This is a genomic window from Lysinibacillus sp. NPDC056185 (assembly GCF_047737915.1).
GTDB lineage: Bacteria > Bacillota > Bacilli > Bacillales_A > Planococcaceae > Lysinibacillus.
Genome location: NZ_JBLLLQ010000022.1, coordinates 22871 through 40043, shown reverse-complemented (window position 1 = coordinate 40043; position 17173 = coordinate 22871). Strand labels below are relative to the sequence as shown.

Here is a 17173-nt window from a genome sequence, read left to right as displayed (position 1 = left end):
ATCCGTGGATATAGAACCCCCCACGGATTTAGGTTTCACTTTATTGCAAATGATTAATGAATATAATTAGAGCTTACAAGATCTTTTTTAAGGACATCGGTTGGGATTTCGAATTCTACAACGCCCATATAGCCAGGTGCCACTTCATATTTATCGAAGGAAATCACAAGTTTCCCTTTATCAGAAATATAAAATTGCTGGTCTGCTTTAATAGCTGTAAAGTTGTCCGTAACTTCTTCATCTGGAAGCCCTGCACCTTTTACCCAGTATACTTTATCTGAGTCGGATGCAGCTTGTTTGCGCATCTGTTCAATAATGTTTTCGCTGATCGATTTAATATAACGATCGTCTTTAAATAGCATTGGTAGTGTAATTAAAATTTCATTTTGTTTATCAATTGTATCGTAGTGCATCGTTGTAGAAGATGATGCAACTGTATTGACAGTATAGCGACCAATCGACAAGATTTGGTCATTATCTGTTTTTACGTCGTAGCCACTATCTACACCTAGATGGCCGCCACCGTTAGCCTTTAAATCACCAACTTCGGCAATAAAGTCATTATAAAGAGCTTTGCCTTCTGAACGGTATTTCTCATTTAAAGCATTAGCAAGATCTTTATTTTCTAAGTTTTCGATAGAAGGTACCTTAATGTCTGCATCATACGTTTCTTCTTTTACTTCATATTCAGTCCAAGTTAAGACTTTTACGACACTACCAACAACAGGAATATCTGAAAGTGTTCGTGCCATTGCCGGACTGACATTTAAACCAGCTGTAAAAAGCATTGCAGCTGCCGCAGATCCAAGTAACCATTGTGGTGCTCGTTTTTTTCTTTTCTTTTTACCTTGTTTTAATGCGTTTTCAACCACAAAATCAAGCTCCTTTGGGATAGATACCTCATTATATTGTTTTTCTAATTCTTTTAATTTTTCATCCATGTGCTGTTTCTCCCTTCACATCTTCTAACTGTATTTTCAATAGTTTTAACGCTTTATAAAGACGTGATTTAGCAGTACTCAGCTTAATGTTAAGGATATTTGCAACATCAGCGAGTTTTAAATCTTCAAAATAATGTAAAATAACAACTTCACGATACATTACGGGTAAGTCATCTAACGCATGTTCTAAATCAACGTTTTCGTAGACATCCTCTTGTGCAGGTGTTAAAAATTGCAATGTATCATCGTCTGTCACTTGTAAGCGTTTATGCTTACGTAAAAAATCTATAGATGTACGTACGACGATTTTGTAAAACCAGCTTTTCATATACTCGACATTTTCTAATCGATCTAGAGAAAGCATTGCTTTTTGAATACTGTCTTGTACAACATCAAGTGCGTCCTGTTCATTTTTCGTATAGCTATACGCGAGCAAATAAAAACGCTCTTTCTGTTCACGAATTAACTGGACAAACACCTCTTCATGTTGAAATGCATTTCTTGTTTTCATGTCCAAAGAAGCTCCTTTATAACATTTTCAAATTGTATACAACTACTAGACGTGTGAAAGGGGAAAAAAAGTTTATCGCATAAAAAACTTATCTTATTTTTGTTAACTTCAAAGATAAGTCATTGGTACTTGGTAATTTACCCCGCATAACTGTCAGTAAAAAATCGATTTGTAATAATCATCAGTGCGGATTAAGAAATCCTCCACTGGTAAAGTTGCACTATGCTGTACATTTTACTGTGGTGAAAAATCATAGCAAATTATAATCCTTTTACAATTGCTTAGAAAGGGGAAAGAGTAAATTGGTCACAATTACAAATAAAATTGGCTGGGGGAGGAAGAGAATCTGAGTAGCTGGAATTGCAATCGAAGAAAATATCCTAAAAATATGATCGAAATGAGAAAGTGTCTCTGGAATTTTTTCTACATGAACCATCTCGTACATATAGTAGAGTGAAAATACAAGCAATTACTCCTTTAGCTGCTTTTTGGCAGGATTTCTTTTATGTATGTTGATTGTATATCTTTCTTTAAGTTTTGCTCTTGGCCCTGGAATAGGTGGGATTTTTTCTCAGAAAGGAACATTAGGTATGAAAAAGTCAAAAGACGCTAAAGATTTAAAAGATAGTTTAATACCATTGGGAATCATTTTTGGTAGTGCTTTCGGTGAGATTTTTGGCATGTACTTCAAACCAAACTTTCTAGTATTTACAATTAGCTTAGGGGCTGGAATAGGTTATTTATTTGGAGTTATTGCTTATGGAATTTATAGTAAGAAAGAATAATTATAGACAGAGAAGTATGAGTAACTGAACTTTAATAGAAGCATGCTGTATTTTTAACATGCTTCTATTTGGTTGATAAATTGATAACTTCTTATACAATTTCATTAATGAAAAATGCCACAGCTAGTTTGATCTTCATTATAACTGCATGGGAAAATTGATAGAATAAGGAATCAATCATGAAAAATAGTCATATGTATTTTTCAAAAGTAATAGAATTGTCACAACGATAAATAAATTACGTACATACCCGCTACCACGTTTAATGGCAAATTTAGAACCAACAATAGCTCCAGCAATTTGCGCAAGTCCCATTGGTAAACCATAGGCATAATTTATTTGCCCTAAGTATATAAACATAAGAAGGGCGGCGATATTACTTCCGAAATTTAAAAACTTGGCATTTCCCGCAGATTTTAAAAAGTCAAAGCCAACAATTAAAAAGGCAAACAGTAGAAAAGAGCCTGTCCCTGGCCCTAAAAAGCCATCATAAAAGCCGATTAAGGTAATGATCACCACGAAAAATGCGTAGCGTTTAGGTGTCAATTTTTTATAGGTAGAAATGCTACCCCAGTCTTTTTTGAAAATAGTATAAATTGCCACAGCTGCTAGCATGACAAGCATAAGTGGCTTTAATACGCTGGGATCCATAAGATGGACAATCCATGCACCAATCATGGAACCTATAAAAACAAAAGGGAACAATTTATAAACGGCTTTAATATCCAATTTTCCAGAGCGATAAAATGTTATGGTGCTCGTTAATGACCCCATAGTGCCCGCTAATTTATTGGTAGCCACGGCTGCAGATGGTGGAAGACCAACAAACATAAGAGCGGGTAATGAAATAAGTCCGCCTCCTCCTACAACAGAATCAATAAATGCAGCTAGAAAGCCCAAAATAATAAGAATGAGTAAAGTGTTTACATCTAAATCAAAAGGCACGGTGGTCATCTCTTTTCTATAATAATATTCTGATAGTAGCGAAATGAATCGTGACTGTAAATAGCTCAAATAGTATTTCTCTATTAATTTTGAGAATTAAATATTTTAAATATTTTAAAATTCTACAAAAATCAAAAATATTCTACTTTGTGTATATATTTTAATGTATTATGTAGGTGATGATGTTTTTTGCGTAAAGGGGACGTGATAGCATTTGAGTTTAGGGAATCATGTAAGAGTATTTATTTGTGTTGTGTTTATGGGGCTACTTGTCGGATATATATATAATGCCAAAAAAGATATAACTGATAATGAATATATCGATACTGTAAAAGAAGGGTATTTGGGGGATTTTTCAGAAGTATCTGTGCGTAATGCATTTAATTATGCATTTTTCGAACCATATTGGCGATATTATCAGGCAAAAACAGGCGAGCATGTTGTCGAATTATCAGGTGATATTACATTTGAAGATGAAAAAGGACATGCCATTTTACAGTTCGTAGTGGATGAAAAAACAAAGCAATTTTCTATTTATGCAATGAAATTTAATGATGTCGTATTGAGTCCCAAACAAAACCGGTTGCTTATTGGCATGGTTTATGACACATGGCATGCAAATCGGCTTGCCTATGAGTAAGGTCTTTTGCTTTGTAAAAAGAACTTCCTATATTACAGTAAGGAGGAATGCTTAGACAGAGAGGGTGTTTTCAATGAGATTAAGTATTTTAGATCAAATGCCTATACCAAAAGATCATACTGCTGAGGAGGCTTTTCAGCGTACAGAACAAATAGCGCTCTTAGGTGAAGAACTTGGCTATCATCGTATGTGGTTAGCGGAGCACCATAATAGCCATTCACTGGCAAGTTCAGCTCCCGAGGTTACAGCTGCTTTCCTAGCAGCGAAAACAAAACGTCTTCGTATCGGTACTGGAGGCGTGATGATGATGCACTATTCTCCATATAAGCTGGCAGAGGTTTTTAAAACATTAAGTGGCTTAGCGCCGAACCGTATTGATTTTGGCGTCGGTAGAGCCCCTGGTGGTGACCATGCCTCTATTTATGCACTAGCAGAGGGAAGAAGACAACGTTTTACAGAGCAATACGATAAGCTCGAAATAACTTTAAAACTGATGAATAATCAAAAAACAGGCGAAGATGTCTATGATCAAGTGATAGCGGCCCCAGTTAATATCCAATTACCTGAGGCTTGGTTACTTGGGTCTAGTGGTCAAAGTGCTATGCAGGCAGGACGATTAGGTGTGGGCTATTCATATGCGCAATTTTTCACTGGCAACATGTCAAAGGATATATTTGATACGTATAGAGATTACTTTATACCTTCCTATTACATGGAGAAGCCACAAATTATCGTTACTTATGCGGCGACAGTTGCAGATACACTAGAGGAAGCGGAATATTTGGCAAAGCCGATTGATATTACACGCCTTCATCTCATGAAGGGACAAATCATTCAAGCGATGTCGCCTGAGGAAGCAAAAGATTTTCCACTTACGGAGTTGGATAAAATGACAATCGCTAATAATCGAAAAGCCAATCTTGTCGGAACTCCTAAGGAAATTGCTAAATTTTTAGTAGCAGAGCAAGAGCATTATGGATTTGACGAGGTAATGCTAAACTGCAATCAATACGCACTAGAAAGTCGCATGAATACTTATAAGCTAATTGCAAAGGAATTAATATGAATCACACAGTGTTAGTGGCATTAAGTAAAACCTACTAAACAACAAGAGAAGCTCCTAATTTGCTAGCGAAAAAACTATATGAATCTTGTAAAAGGCAGTACTGCAAATAATCAAGAAAAATCGAGTTGAATTCATGTGGTAGTAAAAATATAAGAAGTTTTTATGAAAAATAACATAAAAGAAGCGATGTTTAGTTCGGAAACATCGCTTTTTTCATATAAACTTATTTGCCTTCGAAGACTTTGTGTAGGTCTTTAAAGAAATTCATGATTTTATAAATAACAAAATACGTTTTGATGTTATAAAGAGGTTTAGTAGTGCGTCCATGCTATAATGTTAGTAATAAAAAAGAGGTGATCTCTGATGAATCGAAAAGCAATACGAAGAATTCCGTTAGAAAGGTTTTTTGATTTAAAGGTTGATTTTGCCTTCAAGCAATTGTTCGGTAATAAAAAGAATAAAAAAATTACTATTGTCTTTTTGAATGCGATTTTAAAACTTACCGGACGAGATACTATTAAAGAAGTAACGTTCATTCAGCAAGAATTGGGCGGTGAATTTCAGGATGATAAACAATCTCGGCTCGATATTCTTGTGAAAACACAAAATGGTGACTTTATCAATGTGGAAATTCAACTATCCAATCAGCAAGATATGACAAAAAGAACGCTATATTATTGGGCAAAAATGTATGAGTCACAACTAGTTAGAGGTATGGGCTATAGTGAATTACGTCCAACCATTACGATTAATATATGCAATTTTACAATGTTTAAAGACAACAAAAATTATCATAGTACTTATCATCTGTATGAAGACAGAACATTATCAAGGCTAATGCCAGAAGAAGATGTGCTGGAAATTCACTTTATAGAAATGAACAAGTTTATTGCTCTTTGGCATGAAGAAAAATTGGATGCTCTTGATGACATATTAATTCGATGGTTGTTATTACTTGGTATGGTCGATGGTCGCAAAAAGAAAGTATATGCAGAGATTTATCGTGAATTGGAGGGGTTAGCGATGAAGGATGAAAACTTACGTGCAGCATTTGATACATGGGAAGAAATTAGCCAATCCCCTGAAACAATTCTTGCTTACCAGTCACGCTTAAAGTATATCCTAGATGAAGAAGCCCGCTACATTGATGGAATCAATAAGGGAAGAGAACAAGGATTAGAACAAGGATTAGAACAAGGTCGTAAACAAGAACGAATAGAGTTAGTGAAAAAATTACTTAAACGTCATGAACCGATTGAAGAAATAATGGATTTAATAGGCTTATCGAGAGAAGAAATTGAAAGAATAAAAAGTTTGAATTCACCTCAAGAATAAGCACAGAAAACCATTAAAAGGAAATTAGTAAGTTTAAATGACTCTTTTCAATGGTATGCTTTAATTATATAAGGATATGAAAAATCACACATATAAAGGATCACTTTTTCTTATAGTTGTTGGCAAGGGAAAGCAACCAACATCATGACTTAACGGAACATTTATTGTTAAGGAAAAAGTAACATAAAACCTATAAAAAATGTCCAATGCAAATGTATGCATTGGACATTTTTTCTTTTTACACTCTAGCAGAGCCACTAACAAACTTCGTATCTTTATAATACATATTTTGAACAAGAACGTTAGGACCTAAGCATTTTACTGCTGGACAGTGACAGTTTAATGATTTCGCTAAATCTGTTGCCATCCATTTATCGAAAACCGCTGGTAACTCATCGTTCACAATATTGCCAAGCGCAGGTGTGTCGCCAAAATCTGTTACAATGACATCACCTGTAAAGATATTGACATTTAAGCGAGAGCGACCATCTGGGTCATTACGCATCGTCACGTTTTTTTCTTCTCTTAGTCGTTTTAGAAGCTTTTGATCTTCTTCATTCATGCTGCATGGATAGAAAGGTAACGTGCCAAATAGCATCCAAGTGTTATCATCTCGAACATCGAGTAGATGATGAATCGCCTCACGAGTTTCCTCAAGTGATAAAGACGTAAGGGCACTAGCAAAATCTGAAGGGTACATCGGATGTACCTCGTGGCGTGCGCATTTCATTTCGTTGATGATTTGGTTATGGATATGCTCTAAGTACGGTAGAGTTTTCTTGTTTAACATTGTTTCCGCCGATACCATTACGCCATGTTCTGCTAGCATTTTTGAGTTATCAATCATGCGTTGGAACAAAGCTGCACGTTGTTCATAAGTCGGTTTTCGCTCCATCATGGCAAAGCCTGTTTCAACGAATTCATCGATAGTACCCCAGTTATGTGAAATATGTAGTACATCTAAATACGGTGCAATCAGTAAATAACGTTCGGGTTCCAATGTTAAGTTGGAGTTGATTTGTGTTCGCACGCCACGTTCATGCGCATATTTCAATAAAGGCAATACATAGTTTTGAACGGATTTTTTAGACATCATCGGTTCTCCACCAGTGATTGAGATTGTTTTAAGGTGTGGAATTTCATCGAGACGCTTTATGATTAGCTCAATTGGTAAAGCATCTGGATCTTTAGTTTGTAATGTATAGCCAACTGCGCAGTGTGAACAGCGCATATTACAAAGAGTCGTTGTTGTGAATTCAATATTAGATAGGGTCATATGCCCATGTTGTTCAACATCTAAATACGCTTCCCATGGATCAAAGGCAGGCGTAATTTTTTGTAGAGTCGTCATAATTCGTACATCTTCCTTTCTAGCATTCTATTGTCTCATATTCGCTATTATTTTCAAATATGAAATTATTGAAAGGGCTATTTTTAGGCAAGATGATCATTTTTGTTACTCAATGAAGGAAATATTTTTAATAACTTACCTTCATCTAAGATTTCTTAAAATTCCGTAAAATAGAGTGATAGATAGATTTGCTGTTATTTTTCTCAAAAAACGATATGATAGAAGGAGTGAAATGGTAATACAGCACCAAAGAAAGTAGGAAATGACATGACTAAGTATGAAACATTATTGTTTGACGTGGATGACACATTATTAGATTTTGACTTAGCTGAAAATGCAGCACTTGCCCGTTTATTTAAACAGGAAAATATTGCAGCAACTCCAATTATGATTGCTCGTTATAAAGAGATTAATGAATCTATGTGGCGTGCTTTTGAACGTGGTGAGGTGTCTAAAGAAGCACTACATAACACTCGATTTTCAATTGCTTTAAAGGAATTCGGCGTAGAAGTAGATGGAGAGTATTTTGAGGCGATTTTTCAAAAATATTTGAAAGAGGCACATCATTATGTAGACGGTGCCTACGAAGTAATTGAACAACTTGCAGATAACTATGAGTTATATGTCGTTTCAAATGGTAAAACAATTACCCAAAATAAACGACTTGAGGATGCAAATTTAGCACAATTTTTCAAAGGCATTTTTGTCTCGGAGCAAACAGGCTATCAAAAGCCAATGCCAGCTTTTTTCGATTATGTTTTTGAACGTATCGATCATATAAATAAAGATAAAACCTTGATTATTGGTGATTCCTTAACATCTGATGTTAAAGGTGGACTACAAGCTGGAATTGATACATGCTGGTTTAATATACGTGATATAGAAAATACAAGCGATATTCAACCACAATATGAAATTAAAAAGCTTCATGATTTACACTTGTTGTTAGATAACAAAGTGGCGATATTTTAGGTAAATATTTATACTACGCTTCAACTGTTCGTAAGCTCGAACAATTGAAGTGTAGTTTTTTGGATAGAACAATTCTCTGAAAACACTATATTTTAAATAGTTAAATCCAATGTGATTGTAGATGAAAAGAAGGGAGAAATAAGATGAAGGGAAAAATTTCAAAGGGTGTATTGGTTGGATTGTTAGGCGTATCATTGGCCATTCCAATGCAGGCATATGCCTATCAAGAGCCAACCAGTTATGTACATATGAAAACGCCAAATATGACGGTGTACTCTGCATATGGTGCTACAATTAATGCATCAGAAAAAGGAGATATTTTTAGTATTAAAGCAAATATTGTCAATAACCGTCAGCCATTAGAAGTGGAAATTTTTAAAAATGGTCAGGATGGGGTCTTAAAACAAGTTGCTAAAAAAGGCGTATTGGAGCCGGTTGCTTATCGAGATTTAAATGACCGAGTCATTGCCACTATTCATAATAATGCAGAATTAAAATTTGATAATTCACCGCCTAATTATTTTCGTGATATAGGGAGATCATCGTATAGTTCGTATATTACTACTTTATCGAATAGGGGTATAGTTCAAGGCAAAACAGCTGATAATTTTGGTGTTAATGATTCGTTAACACGTGCTCAAGTTAGTGCATTATTAACTCGTGCATTCAGCTTCCAACAAGTACAAACAAAACAATTCAAAGACATTGATGCCAAAAAATCTTGGTATGGAGGTTATGTTGGTGCCTTGCATTCGTTAGGAATCATAAACGGAAAAACGCCAACTATATTTGATCCAAATGGAAAAATCACACGCCAGCAGGCAATTTTAATGCTTGGTCGAACATTAGATGCTGTTGATTTTGTCCAAGAAGAAGAGTTTGTGATTTTACCATATCAGGATAGCTACTATCTTCAGGGGGAAGCATTGCGTCACACTGAGACTTTGTATGCAATCGGTGCTCTAGATATCAATACAAATCTATTACCAAATCAATTTATTACCCGTGGAGAGTTTGCAAAAATGTTAGCAGTGACTTTAAGCGCAGCTGGAAGATTGTAATTATATAATCAATTTCGCCTTGGCGTAATCGTTGCTGACGCTTCGCTTTCGCACAGAAATACTTACTGAATAAAGATAAATTTTGCCGAGCGTAACAACGTCTCGGCTTTTTTTGTTGAGATATATTTTCAATGGAACGGATAGAAGAACTAGAGCAACGGAGCGAACGTCAGAGGAAGCTAGACATTGTGCTCATGTATAAAAATCTATAGAACGGGCAAAACCTTTTATGAGACTAGTTTCTATGGAAGGGGAAAATACGATGAATACTGTTTTAACTGTAAAAAAACGCGATAAAGGGCGTCAATCATCATTAACTCAACTTAGACAAAACGGTGCTATTCCGGGCGTTGTATATGGCTATCAAATGGAATCAACAGCAGTATCACTGGATGCCAGACAATTTGCAAAAATGTTAGCTCAATTCGGCAATAAAAATGTTTTTCAATTAGATGTAGACGGTAAACAGATCAACGCAGTGTTAACAGAAGTACAACGTTGTGCGTTAAAGGGTAATGTTAAGCATGTAGATTTCAAGTCCATTAATATGGCAGAGGAACTAGAGGTTGATATTCCTGTAACGGTTACTGGTAAAGCTATTGGAGTTGCAGATGGTGGATTCCTATTACAGCCTAATCGTGAAGTTCGCATAAAAGTAAGTCCAACAGAAATCCCTGAAACAATAGAGGTTGATGTGACTGATGTAGCCATCGGGACATCACTTTATGTAGGAGATATTCGCGAAAAGTTTACCTTTGAAATTTTACAAGAAGATGATTATACATTAGTGACGATTACGCCGCCTGCTGCTGAAAATGTGCAGGAGGACATAGTAGATGGAACCCCTGAAGTAATCGAGGCTACTGGGAAAAATACAGAGGAATCGTAAAAAGAAAAAAGCTACATCATTCCATCAGATTTGCCTAATGGATGATGTAGTTTTTATTATGTGTTTTAACAGATTTTTTAGATTTTATTTATATAAATAGGTTTACTGCATTCAATACTCTAGTTTTGTATAATGGAGGAGAAAGGGTGTGATAGTATGATAGAACAATTTTTGACTTCGTATTTTGTCAAAAATGGGGAACACCTTGAAGTATCTCCAAAGTATATTACAGATACAATTAAGCAGTATACGGTAGCAAAACAAACTGCACGAACGTATCGCAATGTATCGTTTTTAAAGGTAGGGCAACTAACAAAAACCAAGCCATCACAAGAGCTTCTAAATTATAAATTCACAAAAAATGCAAAGCGAAATCTAACAGAAGATTTTTCTACAATTCAAAGCTGGATAGAGGAAGGGTGGATTATAGAAGAAATTGTTTTTGCACAAGATGGACGCACCGCAAAAGCAATCCATTACCGAATTGGACCAAGTTTAAAGTGCTATTTTGAAGCACAGAACGAGCAGCAGACGCAAAGGCTAGAAAATTATGCATTGCAGTTGCAAAAAAGTGCTAACATACTACCGATAAAAGAACTTCAACATGCTGTGCAACAATTAAATGAATTTGTATCAATGCCGATTGAAAAATTAGCACATACGACAAAATTAATGTCCCATTGGTCGATTGAAAAACGATTGCGTTTTTTACATTTTTCAATCGGCTTTTTCCAATTGGCAAATGAAGGAGTACTGTTCGATTTTAAAGAAATAGGTGCAACGCTTTTTGATAAAATTGGTGGCTCAAAAGTTTTCGACCGTGAGCAAAAGGAATTTATCGAAGAGCTAGAGCGTGTCTTCTCTGTACAAACAGGCGATTGCGGATTAATTAGTTTAGGTAAAATTACTCCAGTCTTTTTTGCAGGTGAGTTAACGGGGACATTTAGCCATTATCAACAAGGCGTTATTCATGCATTAACCGATGACGCCATTCTAAAAGATACTTATAAAACAGAGGCGAACATTATTTGGCTTGTTGAAAATAGAGCTATTCTAACACGAATGGCAAAGGAAACGAGCTTTTTGCAGATTACTAATTCATTTATTTTATGTTTAGATGGTCAAATAAGATCTGCGCATAAAATGTTGATTCGTCAGATAGTCGCCACTCAAACTGTGATTGTTTGGACAGATTTTGATAGTGCAGGCTTAACAATAGCTATGCATGCAGTACAAATGATTAATACACCGTATAAAATCATTGCTAGGGATAATCAGACTTTTTCTGATATTGAAGTCTATAAAAATTGGCTACTTGGTGAGCTTGAAGTAGCTGAACACGAACAAGAGCAGCAATTAGGAGATGTAGAACAATGGATGAAATGGATACAGTAAAGCGTGCACCTATCTCTATTTTTAATGTTGAATCGAACACAGCTGAGCTTAAAACATCAATGCGTGATATTGCCTCATTGGCTGGAGTATTAAACGAGCTTGGGAGCCAGCAAATTTATGAGTCACCGCTTGAAATCTTGCGCTTTCTGAATACGATTCAGCTTTTATATGAAGAATCTTTAGGCTTAGCAGACGTAATTGAAGATACAGAAATGCTGTATTATCGCTATCGCAATACATATATCGACGATGCACCACCAACTATTAAGCAGCTTGATCACATAATTTTCATTTTGGCACGAAATAGCTGGCTTACAAAGCAAACGCGTCAAATAAAATTATTAGACCGTGGTAAACGGATGATGGATGCACTTATTCGTCTTGCGAACGATTCATTAGCCTATTATTTACAGGATGATATTGGACGATCACTCTTCCAAGCACGTCGAGATGCGGAGCTTAGTGCAGCTTATGATGATAATGGAATCTCAGGTGGCAATAAAATTGCATCTATGATTCACAATGTTGAAGATGCAATTCAAAAACTGGAACATCGTCAATTAGAATTTTTTGCTGATCGAAATGCTTTACCACAGCTTGAAATTATCCATCAGCTAATGCAGGAACTTGAAATAAAAATGCAAGAACGACTTAGTCAATTCCAAACAGTAGAAGAGAGCTTAGTGATGAGTGATCTAGTACAACGTGGGACAACGGTTTTATCAAAGGGAACAGCGCTTAGTCTAGGAATGCTTACGAAATATATTCGCTTTGTAACGATGCAGGATACGCCTCTTTCAGATTCGATTTCACCAGAAAAGATACGTACTTTTATATTAAATATGTACAACCCACCAATCGATTCAAATATCCCAAATGCGTACGATTTATTTAGTTTTATGGAGCAAGCACAGTATAAGGATGAGGAACTGGACGGTATTTGGATGCCAATTAAATTTGCAGCTCCAATAGGTGGACAAGATATTGATGAAGCTATTCACTATTTAGAAAACTATGAGCCAAAAGTAAATGATCCAATAGAGACTGAGGAGGAAATCGACATCGACTTTGAAGAAACGTTTGTTAAAGGTGAATCCGTTCAACAATTGTTTGAAGATGCAGCTTGGCAAATGACGAAGGCGGTTATTAATACGGATGTAATCGAACACTATTTAGACGTACATGGCGAAAGTGAGCTAGAGGAAGTAATAATTGAATCCAGCTCTGATGAATGGGGAGACGCAATTCGATCACTTTTAGCTGTATCAGCTTTAACGAGTAAACAAAAGGTGAATATGAAAGAAGTATCGGATACAAAACAATTCGATAAACGATGGGAGTGGGTAGAAGATGACGACAGACGATTTACATTACAACAATATAAACGCACAACTCGCGACAATGAGTAATTTACGCGCCTACTTATCGGCGGAGGAAGAGCTAGCATTCATGCAGTTATTATTTTCATCCTCTGCAAGTGTCCTAGGCAGCAATTATGGTTTACGGCGTAAGGATTTAGAAAAGCTATTAAACATAAAAAATGATGACAATGCTTTCTATTCTTTTATCGAGCGTGTAAATGCAGCAGTACATCGCTACTTTCGTGTAATTTATGATGAAAAAAGAACGCGCGTGATCGTGATGATGCGAGTTTCTGCTAAGGATGCAAAGTCGACATTAAGCAAAGAGGCACTGGCCATTTTACTGTATATGTTTTATCAGCAGGAAGTGCTAAATCATGAATATACATTAGTACAGCAAATATTAACAGATTTCGGACATGAGCTGTTAAATGCAAGTGCTAAATTATTAAAAAACATCGACCAACTGAAAAAAATCGGTGCAGTAGAAGAAAATGACATTTCAAAAAATGAAAAAGCTTACTCGTTAACAGCGATTGGTGTACATATGTTTTCAGATTCATTTTTACGAAGAACAGCTGAATTTGCCCAATCTACTCAACTAAATAAAGAAGAAGTATTGAAATTTTTCAAACGCTATAATCTATATATTCGGGAGGATGCACTATGATTCCCTATCGTCTGCAGTTCAGTGGTATACGTGACTATAAGCCAACGCGCATTTTATTTGGTCAAGCTAATGATCATATCCTAATCACGGGTCCAAATGGCACAGGAAAATCGACTATATCCTTTTGTATGGGAGCGGTATTATATTCGTCAAAAATTGATTTAGAGGGCTTGCGCTCAAATAATTTGCCAAGTCATCAAAGATGGAAAGCAATGGTAGAGCTAACCTTTAAAAATGAAGGGCCTTCTCAAATTGACGCAGCACCTTTTGTTTCGTTTCGTTTAATGATTGAGCAGGAAGCAAATCGGGGCGCATTGCAGCGTGAATATCATGTCCTAACAGGAGAAACAGAGGATACTTTGACTGTCAGTGATATTTATCGTTCAGGTGATGTAAACCAACGTAATTTTACAACATATAAAGAAGATTTACAGTTTAAATACAAAATTGACTCAGATTTATTTTATTTGATTTGGTATCAACAAGAAGTAAATCAGTTTGCAGTTATGGCACCAGAAGAGCGTTTTCGTCGATTTAGTGAAATGCATAATATTACTGAAATCCAGCAGTCGTGGGAAACGGCTATTGAAGGTGTTAAAGAGCTAGAACAAGAACTTGTAGCTGCAAAAACAGTCGTTAAGCAGGCTGAATTTAATCTGAAATTAGCAAAAGAAGAATTTGATCGTTTGAAAAATAACAAGGCTCGTCTATATGAAGCAGGAAAAGCGCATATCCTTAATACCATGTCACTTGTACAATTATACAACAATCAAAAGCAAGAACTTGTAGAGAAACAGAAAAAGCAATCAGACATTCAAATAGATATAGAAGAAAAGATTGGAATAATAAAGAAACAAATCGAAAAAGCAAAACTCTTATTACAAGATTTGAGTAAAAAGCAGCTGCAAATGGATGAGGAAAAGCGATCAAAATCAACATTGCTTGAACAGTTTTCCAAGAAACGAGAGACCTTAATTGTGACTGAGCATGAATTAAAGAATCAACTCGTTCATACAGAAGAACAGCGTAAACAGCTTCGATTTACAGAGGATGTAACAAAAGCAAAATTCAATGGTGCACAGCAAGAACTAGTTATTATTGAACAGCAATATAAACAATTACAGCAGCAATTAACAAATTTGGTTATGCAAAAGGATGAGCTGAATGAAAATCGATTAACCCTTAAATGGGAGCTAGAGAAAATTGAAAAAGAGGAACAGGAAGCAATCGCACTTCTAGCAGAGCATACGAGTGCCCACCAAGTACAACAAAAAATTACACATCTTGAAGAGCGGATTCAAAATTATTATAAGAAAAAAGTTTCCTTAGAGCAGAAACTGGAAAATACAACAATTGAAATTACACAACGTGAAAACAATCAAATATATTCAACTCGTCAATTAGCGGGCTTACAACAATTCAAGCAACGAGACATCTCAGCTTATACATTCCGAGATTTAGTTACGTTAGCTGAAGGTGCCACAATAGAGCATGAAAATCGTTTAAATTCAATTAAATACACCATTTTTTATGATGCAAAAGAGAAAGTAGCGTTTAATGATTTGTATCATGTGTCGTTACGTTCCATTGTACCAGAACGTTTTACAACTAGTTTACCAGCGCAAAAACTAGTTATTCGACAAGGGATATCGGAAAAAGAACAAAATTTTGCGGTAAAAGCATTATGGTGGGCGCAGCAATTTTTCGAGATCCAAGTGCCAAAAAAAATCCAAGGTGAATTATTAGTGGACGAGCACGGCTATCGAGGTACGCAAGAAAAAAATACGGTTATTTTAAATGATAAAATGTTGACAGAGCAGTTACACACAATGCGTCAATTAAGAACACAGCTTGAAACACAGTTATCAGAAGCGACAACACAATTTAAAGAAGACCAAATTAACTTGCAAATGTTAAATAGCATTATAAAGGATGTACAGAAGGCAGAAGCAAGTGTTATAGATGCTGAATTTAAGCATCATAAGCTACAATACAAAACAAAGCTAGACGAACAGTTTGCAACGCTTCAGAAACTAGAAATACAGAAGACAACAGCACTACAAAACGAGCAAGAGAAAAAAATAGCTATCCAATTTGAATTAGAAAAGCTAAAAACCGAGCTAGATATTTATGAGCAACTTGGAGTTTTAAAGAAAGTTCAAGAACAGCTTGCAGAAACGAAATCAAAGTTAAAAGACATGAATAGTACTATTGATGAGACGAATAGCAAACTTAATCAATTAAAGGATGAGAGCTATAAACTTCATGATGTTTGTAGACAGAAGGAAAGTGATATTCGATCGCTAGAGCGTGATTTAACGGATGCGGAAAATGAAGTGCAAGGTACGAAGAAGCTGCTTGTCAAATATCAGGAAGAATTTGAAGTGGCAGAAGCCTCCATTTTACAAGAACAGCTTCGTTTGGAAGAGCTAGCAACAATTATTCCAGATATTTTTGCTGAAGTACAAGAAGAGGCTCTAGTATTAAATAACACTGTGACAAAGTTGAAAAATGATAATACTACGGCCCGTATCAACTTTGAAAATGCACGAGTAGAAGATGTAAATCCAGAGGCAGAGCGTAATTATATTGCAGTAAAAGATGACTTTAACCTAAAAAAAGAGACAGTAGATCAGACACAGGAATACTTAGAAATCCACAGAAATCGAGCATTAGAAAATGAGAATCGTCTTGAAACAACCATTAATATGAATGTCCTTAAAATTAATAATTTATTTTCAAAATATATGGATGAATTCCAATTTGAAGGAAAAATTGAATATGAACGTTTTGAAGATAAAAAAGGTCGTACAATTTTTAAATTGTATATTAAAGCACGAAAAATTGGACATAGTGGTCGTTTGGAAGATGTTGGTACAAAGGCCAGACATGGTAAGCTTGGAAAAGGTGTGTCAGGCGGAGAAGAGTCATTAAGCTCATTATTATTTGCACTTGCCTTGTTACAAAATTTAAATACTTCACCAAGCTTCATCGTCCTAGATGAATTTGATAGTGCTTTAGATGAAGAACGGAAAGAAAAAGTGTTTGATTTATATGTAAACGAATTACAACGAAAGCTTATTATTTTATCTCCTAAGGCTCACGATGACCATTATTATAATAAATTTTCAACAGTTGTTGTCGTCGAGCACGATTCAGCAGTACCGATTAGTCGTACAAAAACGATTCGATTGCTCCCGCATTAGATAAGAACCTGAGAATATATGTAATAAGAGCCATTTTGATAGTAT

Annotated in this window: 15 protein-coding genes; 11 read left to right on the top strand and 4 right to left on the bottom strand. The window is 35.6% G+C overall.

Annotated elements, in window-relative coordinates:
- Positions 1–53: 53 nt before the first annotated feature.
- Together ACMZ42_RS18970 and ACMZ42_RS18965 are read right to left on the bottom strand one after the other, a co-directional pair.
- Positions 54–941 carry a DUF3298 and DUF4163 domain-containing protein gene (locus ACMZ42_RS18970; protein ID WP_370080386.1) on the bottom strand — a complete coding sequence of 296 codons (888 nt, stop codon included), beginning with the start codon at positions 939–941 and terminating at the stop codon, positions 54–56.
- Complete coding sequence (locus ACMZ42_RS18965) at positions 934–1452, bottom strand: sigma-70 family RNA polymerase sigma factor (RefSeq protein ID WP_100543794.1); 519 nt, start codon at positions 1450–1452, stop codon at positions 934–936. The genes ACMZ42_RS18970 and ACMZ42_RS18965 overlap by 8 nt, the downstream gene beginning before the upstream one ends.
- 509 nt (positions 1453–1961) lie before the next feature.
- Between ACMZ42_RS18965 and ACMZ42_RS18960 the strand changes: the two genes are divergently transcribed.
- Entirely contained in the window at positions 1962–2237 is a 276-nt protein-coding gene (locus ACMZ42_RS18960; protein ID WP_370080384.1) for a hypothetical protein, read from the top strand.
- Positions 2238–2414: 177 nt separating this feature from the next.
- Here the strand turns inward: ACMZ42_RS18960 and ACMZ42_RS18955 are convergent, their stop codons facing one another.
- Positions 2415–3182 carry a sulfite exporter TauE/SafE family protein gene (locus ACMZ42_RS18955; RefSeq protein WP_415732385.1) on the bottom strand — a complete coding sequence of 256 codons (768 nt, stop codon included), beginning with the start codon at positions 3180–3182 and terminating at the stop codon, positions 2415–2417.
- 214 nt (positions 3183–3396) lie between these two features.
- On the opposite strand from ACMZ42_RS18955, the gene ACMZ42_RS18950 reads away from it, so the two are divergent.
- The 3 genes from ACMZ42_RS18950 (at position 3397) to ACMZ42_RS18940 (ending at position 6223) form a co-directional block, all read left to right on the top strand.
- Positions 3397–3822, top strand: coding sequence for a hypothetical protein (locus ACMZ42_RS18950; protein ID WP_415732384.1), 426 nt, complete (start codon positions 3397–3399; stop codon positions 3820–3822).
- A 73-nt stretch (positions 3823–3895) separates the two neighbouring features.
- The gene (locus ACMZ42_RS18945) at positions 3896–4888 is read left to right on the top strand and encodes an LLM class flavin-dependent oxidoreductase (RefSeq protein WP_415732383.1); all 993 of its coding nucleotides are present in this window, start codon (positions 3896–3898) and stop codon (positions 4886–4888) included.
- Between the two features lie 363 nt (positions 4889–5251).
- Positions 5252–6223: an Rpn family recombination-promoting nuclease/putative transposase gene (locus tag ACMZ42_RS18940; protein ID WP_415732382.1), complete on the top strand. Its 972-nt coding sequence runs from the start codon at positions 5252–5254 to the stop codon at positions 6221–6223.
- Between the two features lie 238 nt (positions 6224–6461).
- Here the strand turns inward: ACMZ42_RS18940 and yfkAB are convergent, their stop codons facing one another.
- Complete coding sequence (gene yfkAB / locus ACMZ42_RS18935; RefSeq protein WP_415732381.1) at positions 6462–7574, bottom strand: radical SAM/CxCxxxxC motif protein YfkAB; 1113 nt, start codon at positions 7572–7574, stop codon at positions 6462–6464.
- 267 nt (positions 7575–7841) lie between these two features.
- On the opposite strand from yfkAB, the gene ACMZ42_RS18930 reads away from it, so the two are divergent.
- The 7 genes from ACMZ42_RS18930 to ACMZ42_RS18900 all read left to right on the top strand — a co-directional run bounded on the left by ACMZ42_RS18930 (position 7842) and on the right by ACMZ42_RS18900 (position 17128).
- Complete coding sequence (locus ACMZ42_RS18930) at positions 7842–8546, top strand: YjjG family noncanonical pyrimidine nucleotidase (RefSeq protein ID WP_415732380.1); 705 nt, start codon at positions 7842–7844, stop codon at positions 8544–8546.
- Between the two features lie 143 nt (positions 8547–8689).
- Positions 8690–9607, top strand: coding sequence for an S-layer homology domain-containing protein (locus ACMZ42_RS18925; RefSeq protein ID WP_415732379.1), 918 nt, complete (start codon positions 8690–8692; stop codon positions 9605–9607).
- Between the two features lie 262 nt (positions 9608–9869).
- The gene (locus ACMZ42_RS18920) at positions 9870–10496 is read left to right on the top strand and encodes a 50S ribosomal protein L25/general stress protein Ctc (RefSeq protein WP_402871209.1); all 627 of its coding nucleotides are present in this window, start codon (positions 9870–9872) and stop codon (positions 10494–10496) included.
- Between the two features lie 156 nt (positions 10497–10652).
- The gene (locus ACMZ42_RS18915; RefSeq protein WP_415732378.1) at positions 10653–11891 is read left to right on the top strand and encodes a DUF2399 domain-containing protein; all 1239 of its coding nucleotides are present in this window, start codon (positions 10653–10655) and stop codon (positions 11889–11891) included.
- Positions 11870–13300 carry a hypothetical protein gene (locus tag ACMZ42_RS18910; protein WP_415732377.1) on the top strand — a complete coding sequence of 477 codons (1431 nt, stop codon included), beginning with the start codon at positions 11870–11872 and terminating at the stop codon, positions 13298–13300. The genes ACMZ42_RS18915 and ACMZ42_RS18910 overlap by 22 nt, the downstream gene beginning before the upstream one ends.
- Positions 13242–13922, top strand: coding sequence for a hypothetical protein (locus ACMZ42_RS18905; protein ID WP_370080363.1), 681 nt, complete (start codon positions 13242–13244; stop codon positions 13920–13922). Before ACMZ42_RS18910 ends, ACMZ42_RS18905 begins: the two co-directional genes overlap by 59 nt.
- Entirely contained in the window at positions 13919–17128 is a 3210-nt protein-coding gene (locus ACMZ42_RS18900; RefSeq protein ID WP_415732376.1) for an AAA family ATPase, read from the top strand. The genes ACMZ42_RS18905 and ACMZ42_RS18900 overlap by 4 nt, the downstream gene beginning before the upstream one ends.
- The last annotated feature ends 45 nt before the right edge of the window (positions 17129–17173 follow it).

What these genes read in the sequence shown, in the direction of transcription:
- ACMZ42_RS18970 (WP_370080386.1), bottom strand. Translation starts at nt 941, where the DNA reads ATGGATGAAAAATTAAAAGAATTAGAAAAACAATATAATGAGGTATCT.
- ACMZ42_RS18965 (WP_100543794.1), bottom strand. Translation starts at nt 1,452, where the DNA reads ATGAAAACAAGAAATGCATTTCAACATGAAGAGGTGTTTGTCCAGTTA.
- ACMZ42_RS18960 (WP_370080384.1), top strand. Translation starts at nt 1,962, where the DNA reads ATGTTGATTGTATATCTTTCTTTAAGTTTTGCTCTTGGCCCTGGAATA.
- ACMZ42_RS18945 (WP_415732383.1), top strand. Translation starts at nt 3,896, where the DNA reads ATGAGATTAAGTATTTTAGATCAAATGCCTATACCAAAAGATCATACT.
- ACMZ42_RS18940 (WP_415732382.1), top strand. Translation starts at nt 5,252, where the DNA reads ATGAATCGAAAAGCAATACGAAGAATTCCGTTAGAAAGGTTTTTTGAT.
- yfkAB (WP_415732381.1), bottom strand. Translation starts at nt 7,574, where the DNA reads ATGACGACTCTACAAAAAATTACGCCTGCCTTTGATCCATGGGAAGCG.
- ACMZ42_RS18930 (WP_415732380.1), top strand. Translation starts at nt 7,842, where the DNA reads ATGACTAAGTATGAAACATTATTGTTTGACGTGGATGACACATTATTA.
- ACMZ42_RS18925 (WP_415732379.1), top strand. Translation starts at nt 8,690, where the DNA reads ATGAAGGGAAAAATTTCAAAGGGTGTATTGGTTGGATTGTTAGGCGTA.
- ACMZ42_RS18920 (WP_402871209.1), top strand. Translation starts at nt 9,870, where the DNA reads ATGAATACTGTTTTAACTGTAAAAAAACGCGATAAAGGGCGTCAATCA.
- ACMZ42_RS18915 (WP_415732378.1), top strand. Translation starts at nt 10,653, where the DNA reads ATGATAGAACAATTTTTGACTTCGTATTTTGTCAAAAATGGGGAACAC.
- ACMZ42_RS18910 (WP_415732377.1), top strand. Translation starts at nt 11,870, where the DNA reads ATGGATGAAATGGATACAGTAAAGCGTGCACCTATCTCTATTTTTAAT.
- ACMZ42_RS18905 (WP_370080363.1), top strand. Translation starts at nt 13,242, where the DNA reads ATGACGACAGACGATTTACATTACAACAATATAAACGCACAACTCGCG.
- ACMZ42_RS18900 (WP_415732376.1), top strand. Translation starts at nt 13,919, where the DNA reads ATGATTCCCTATCGTCTGCAGTTCAGTGGTATACGTGACTATAAGCCA.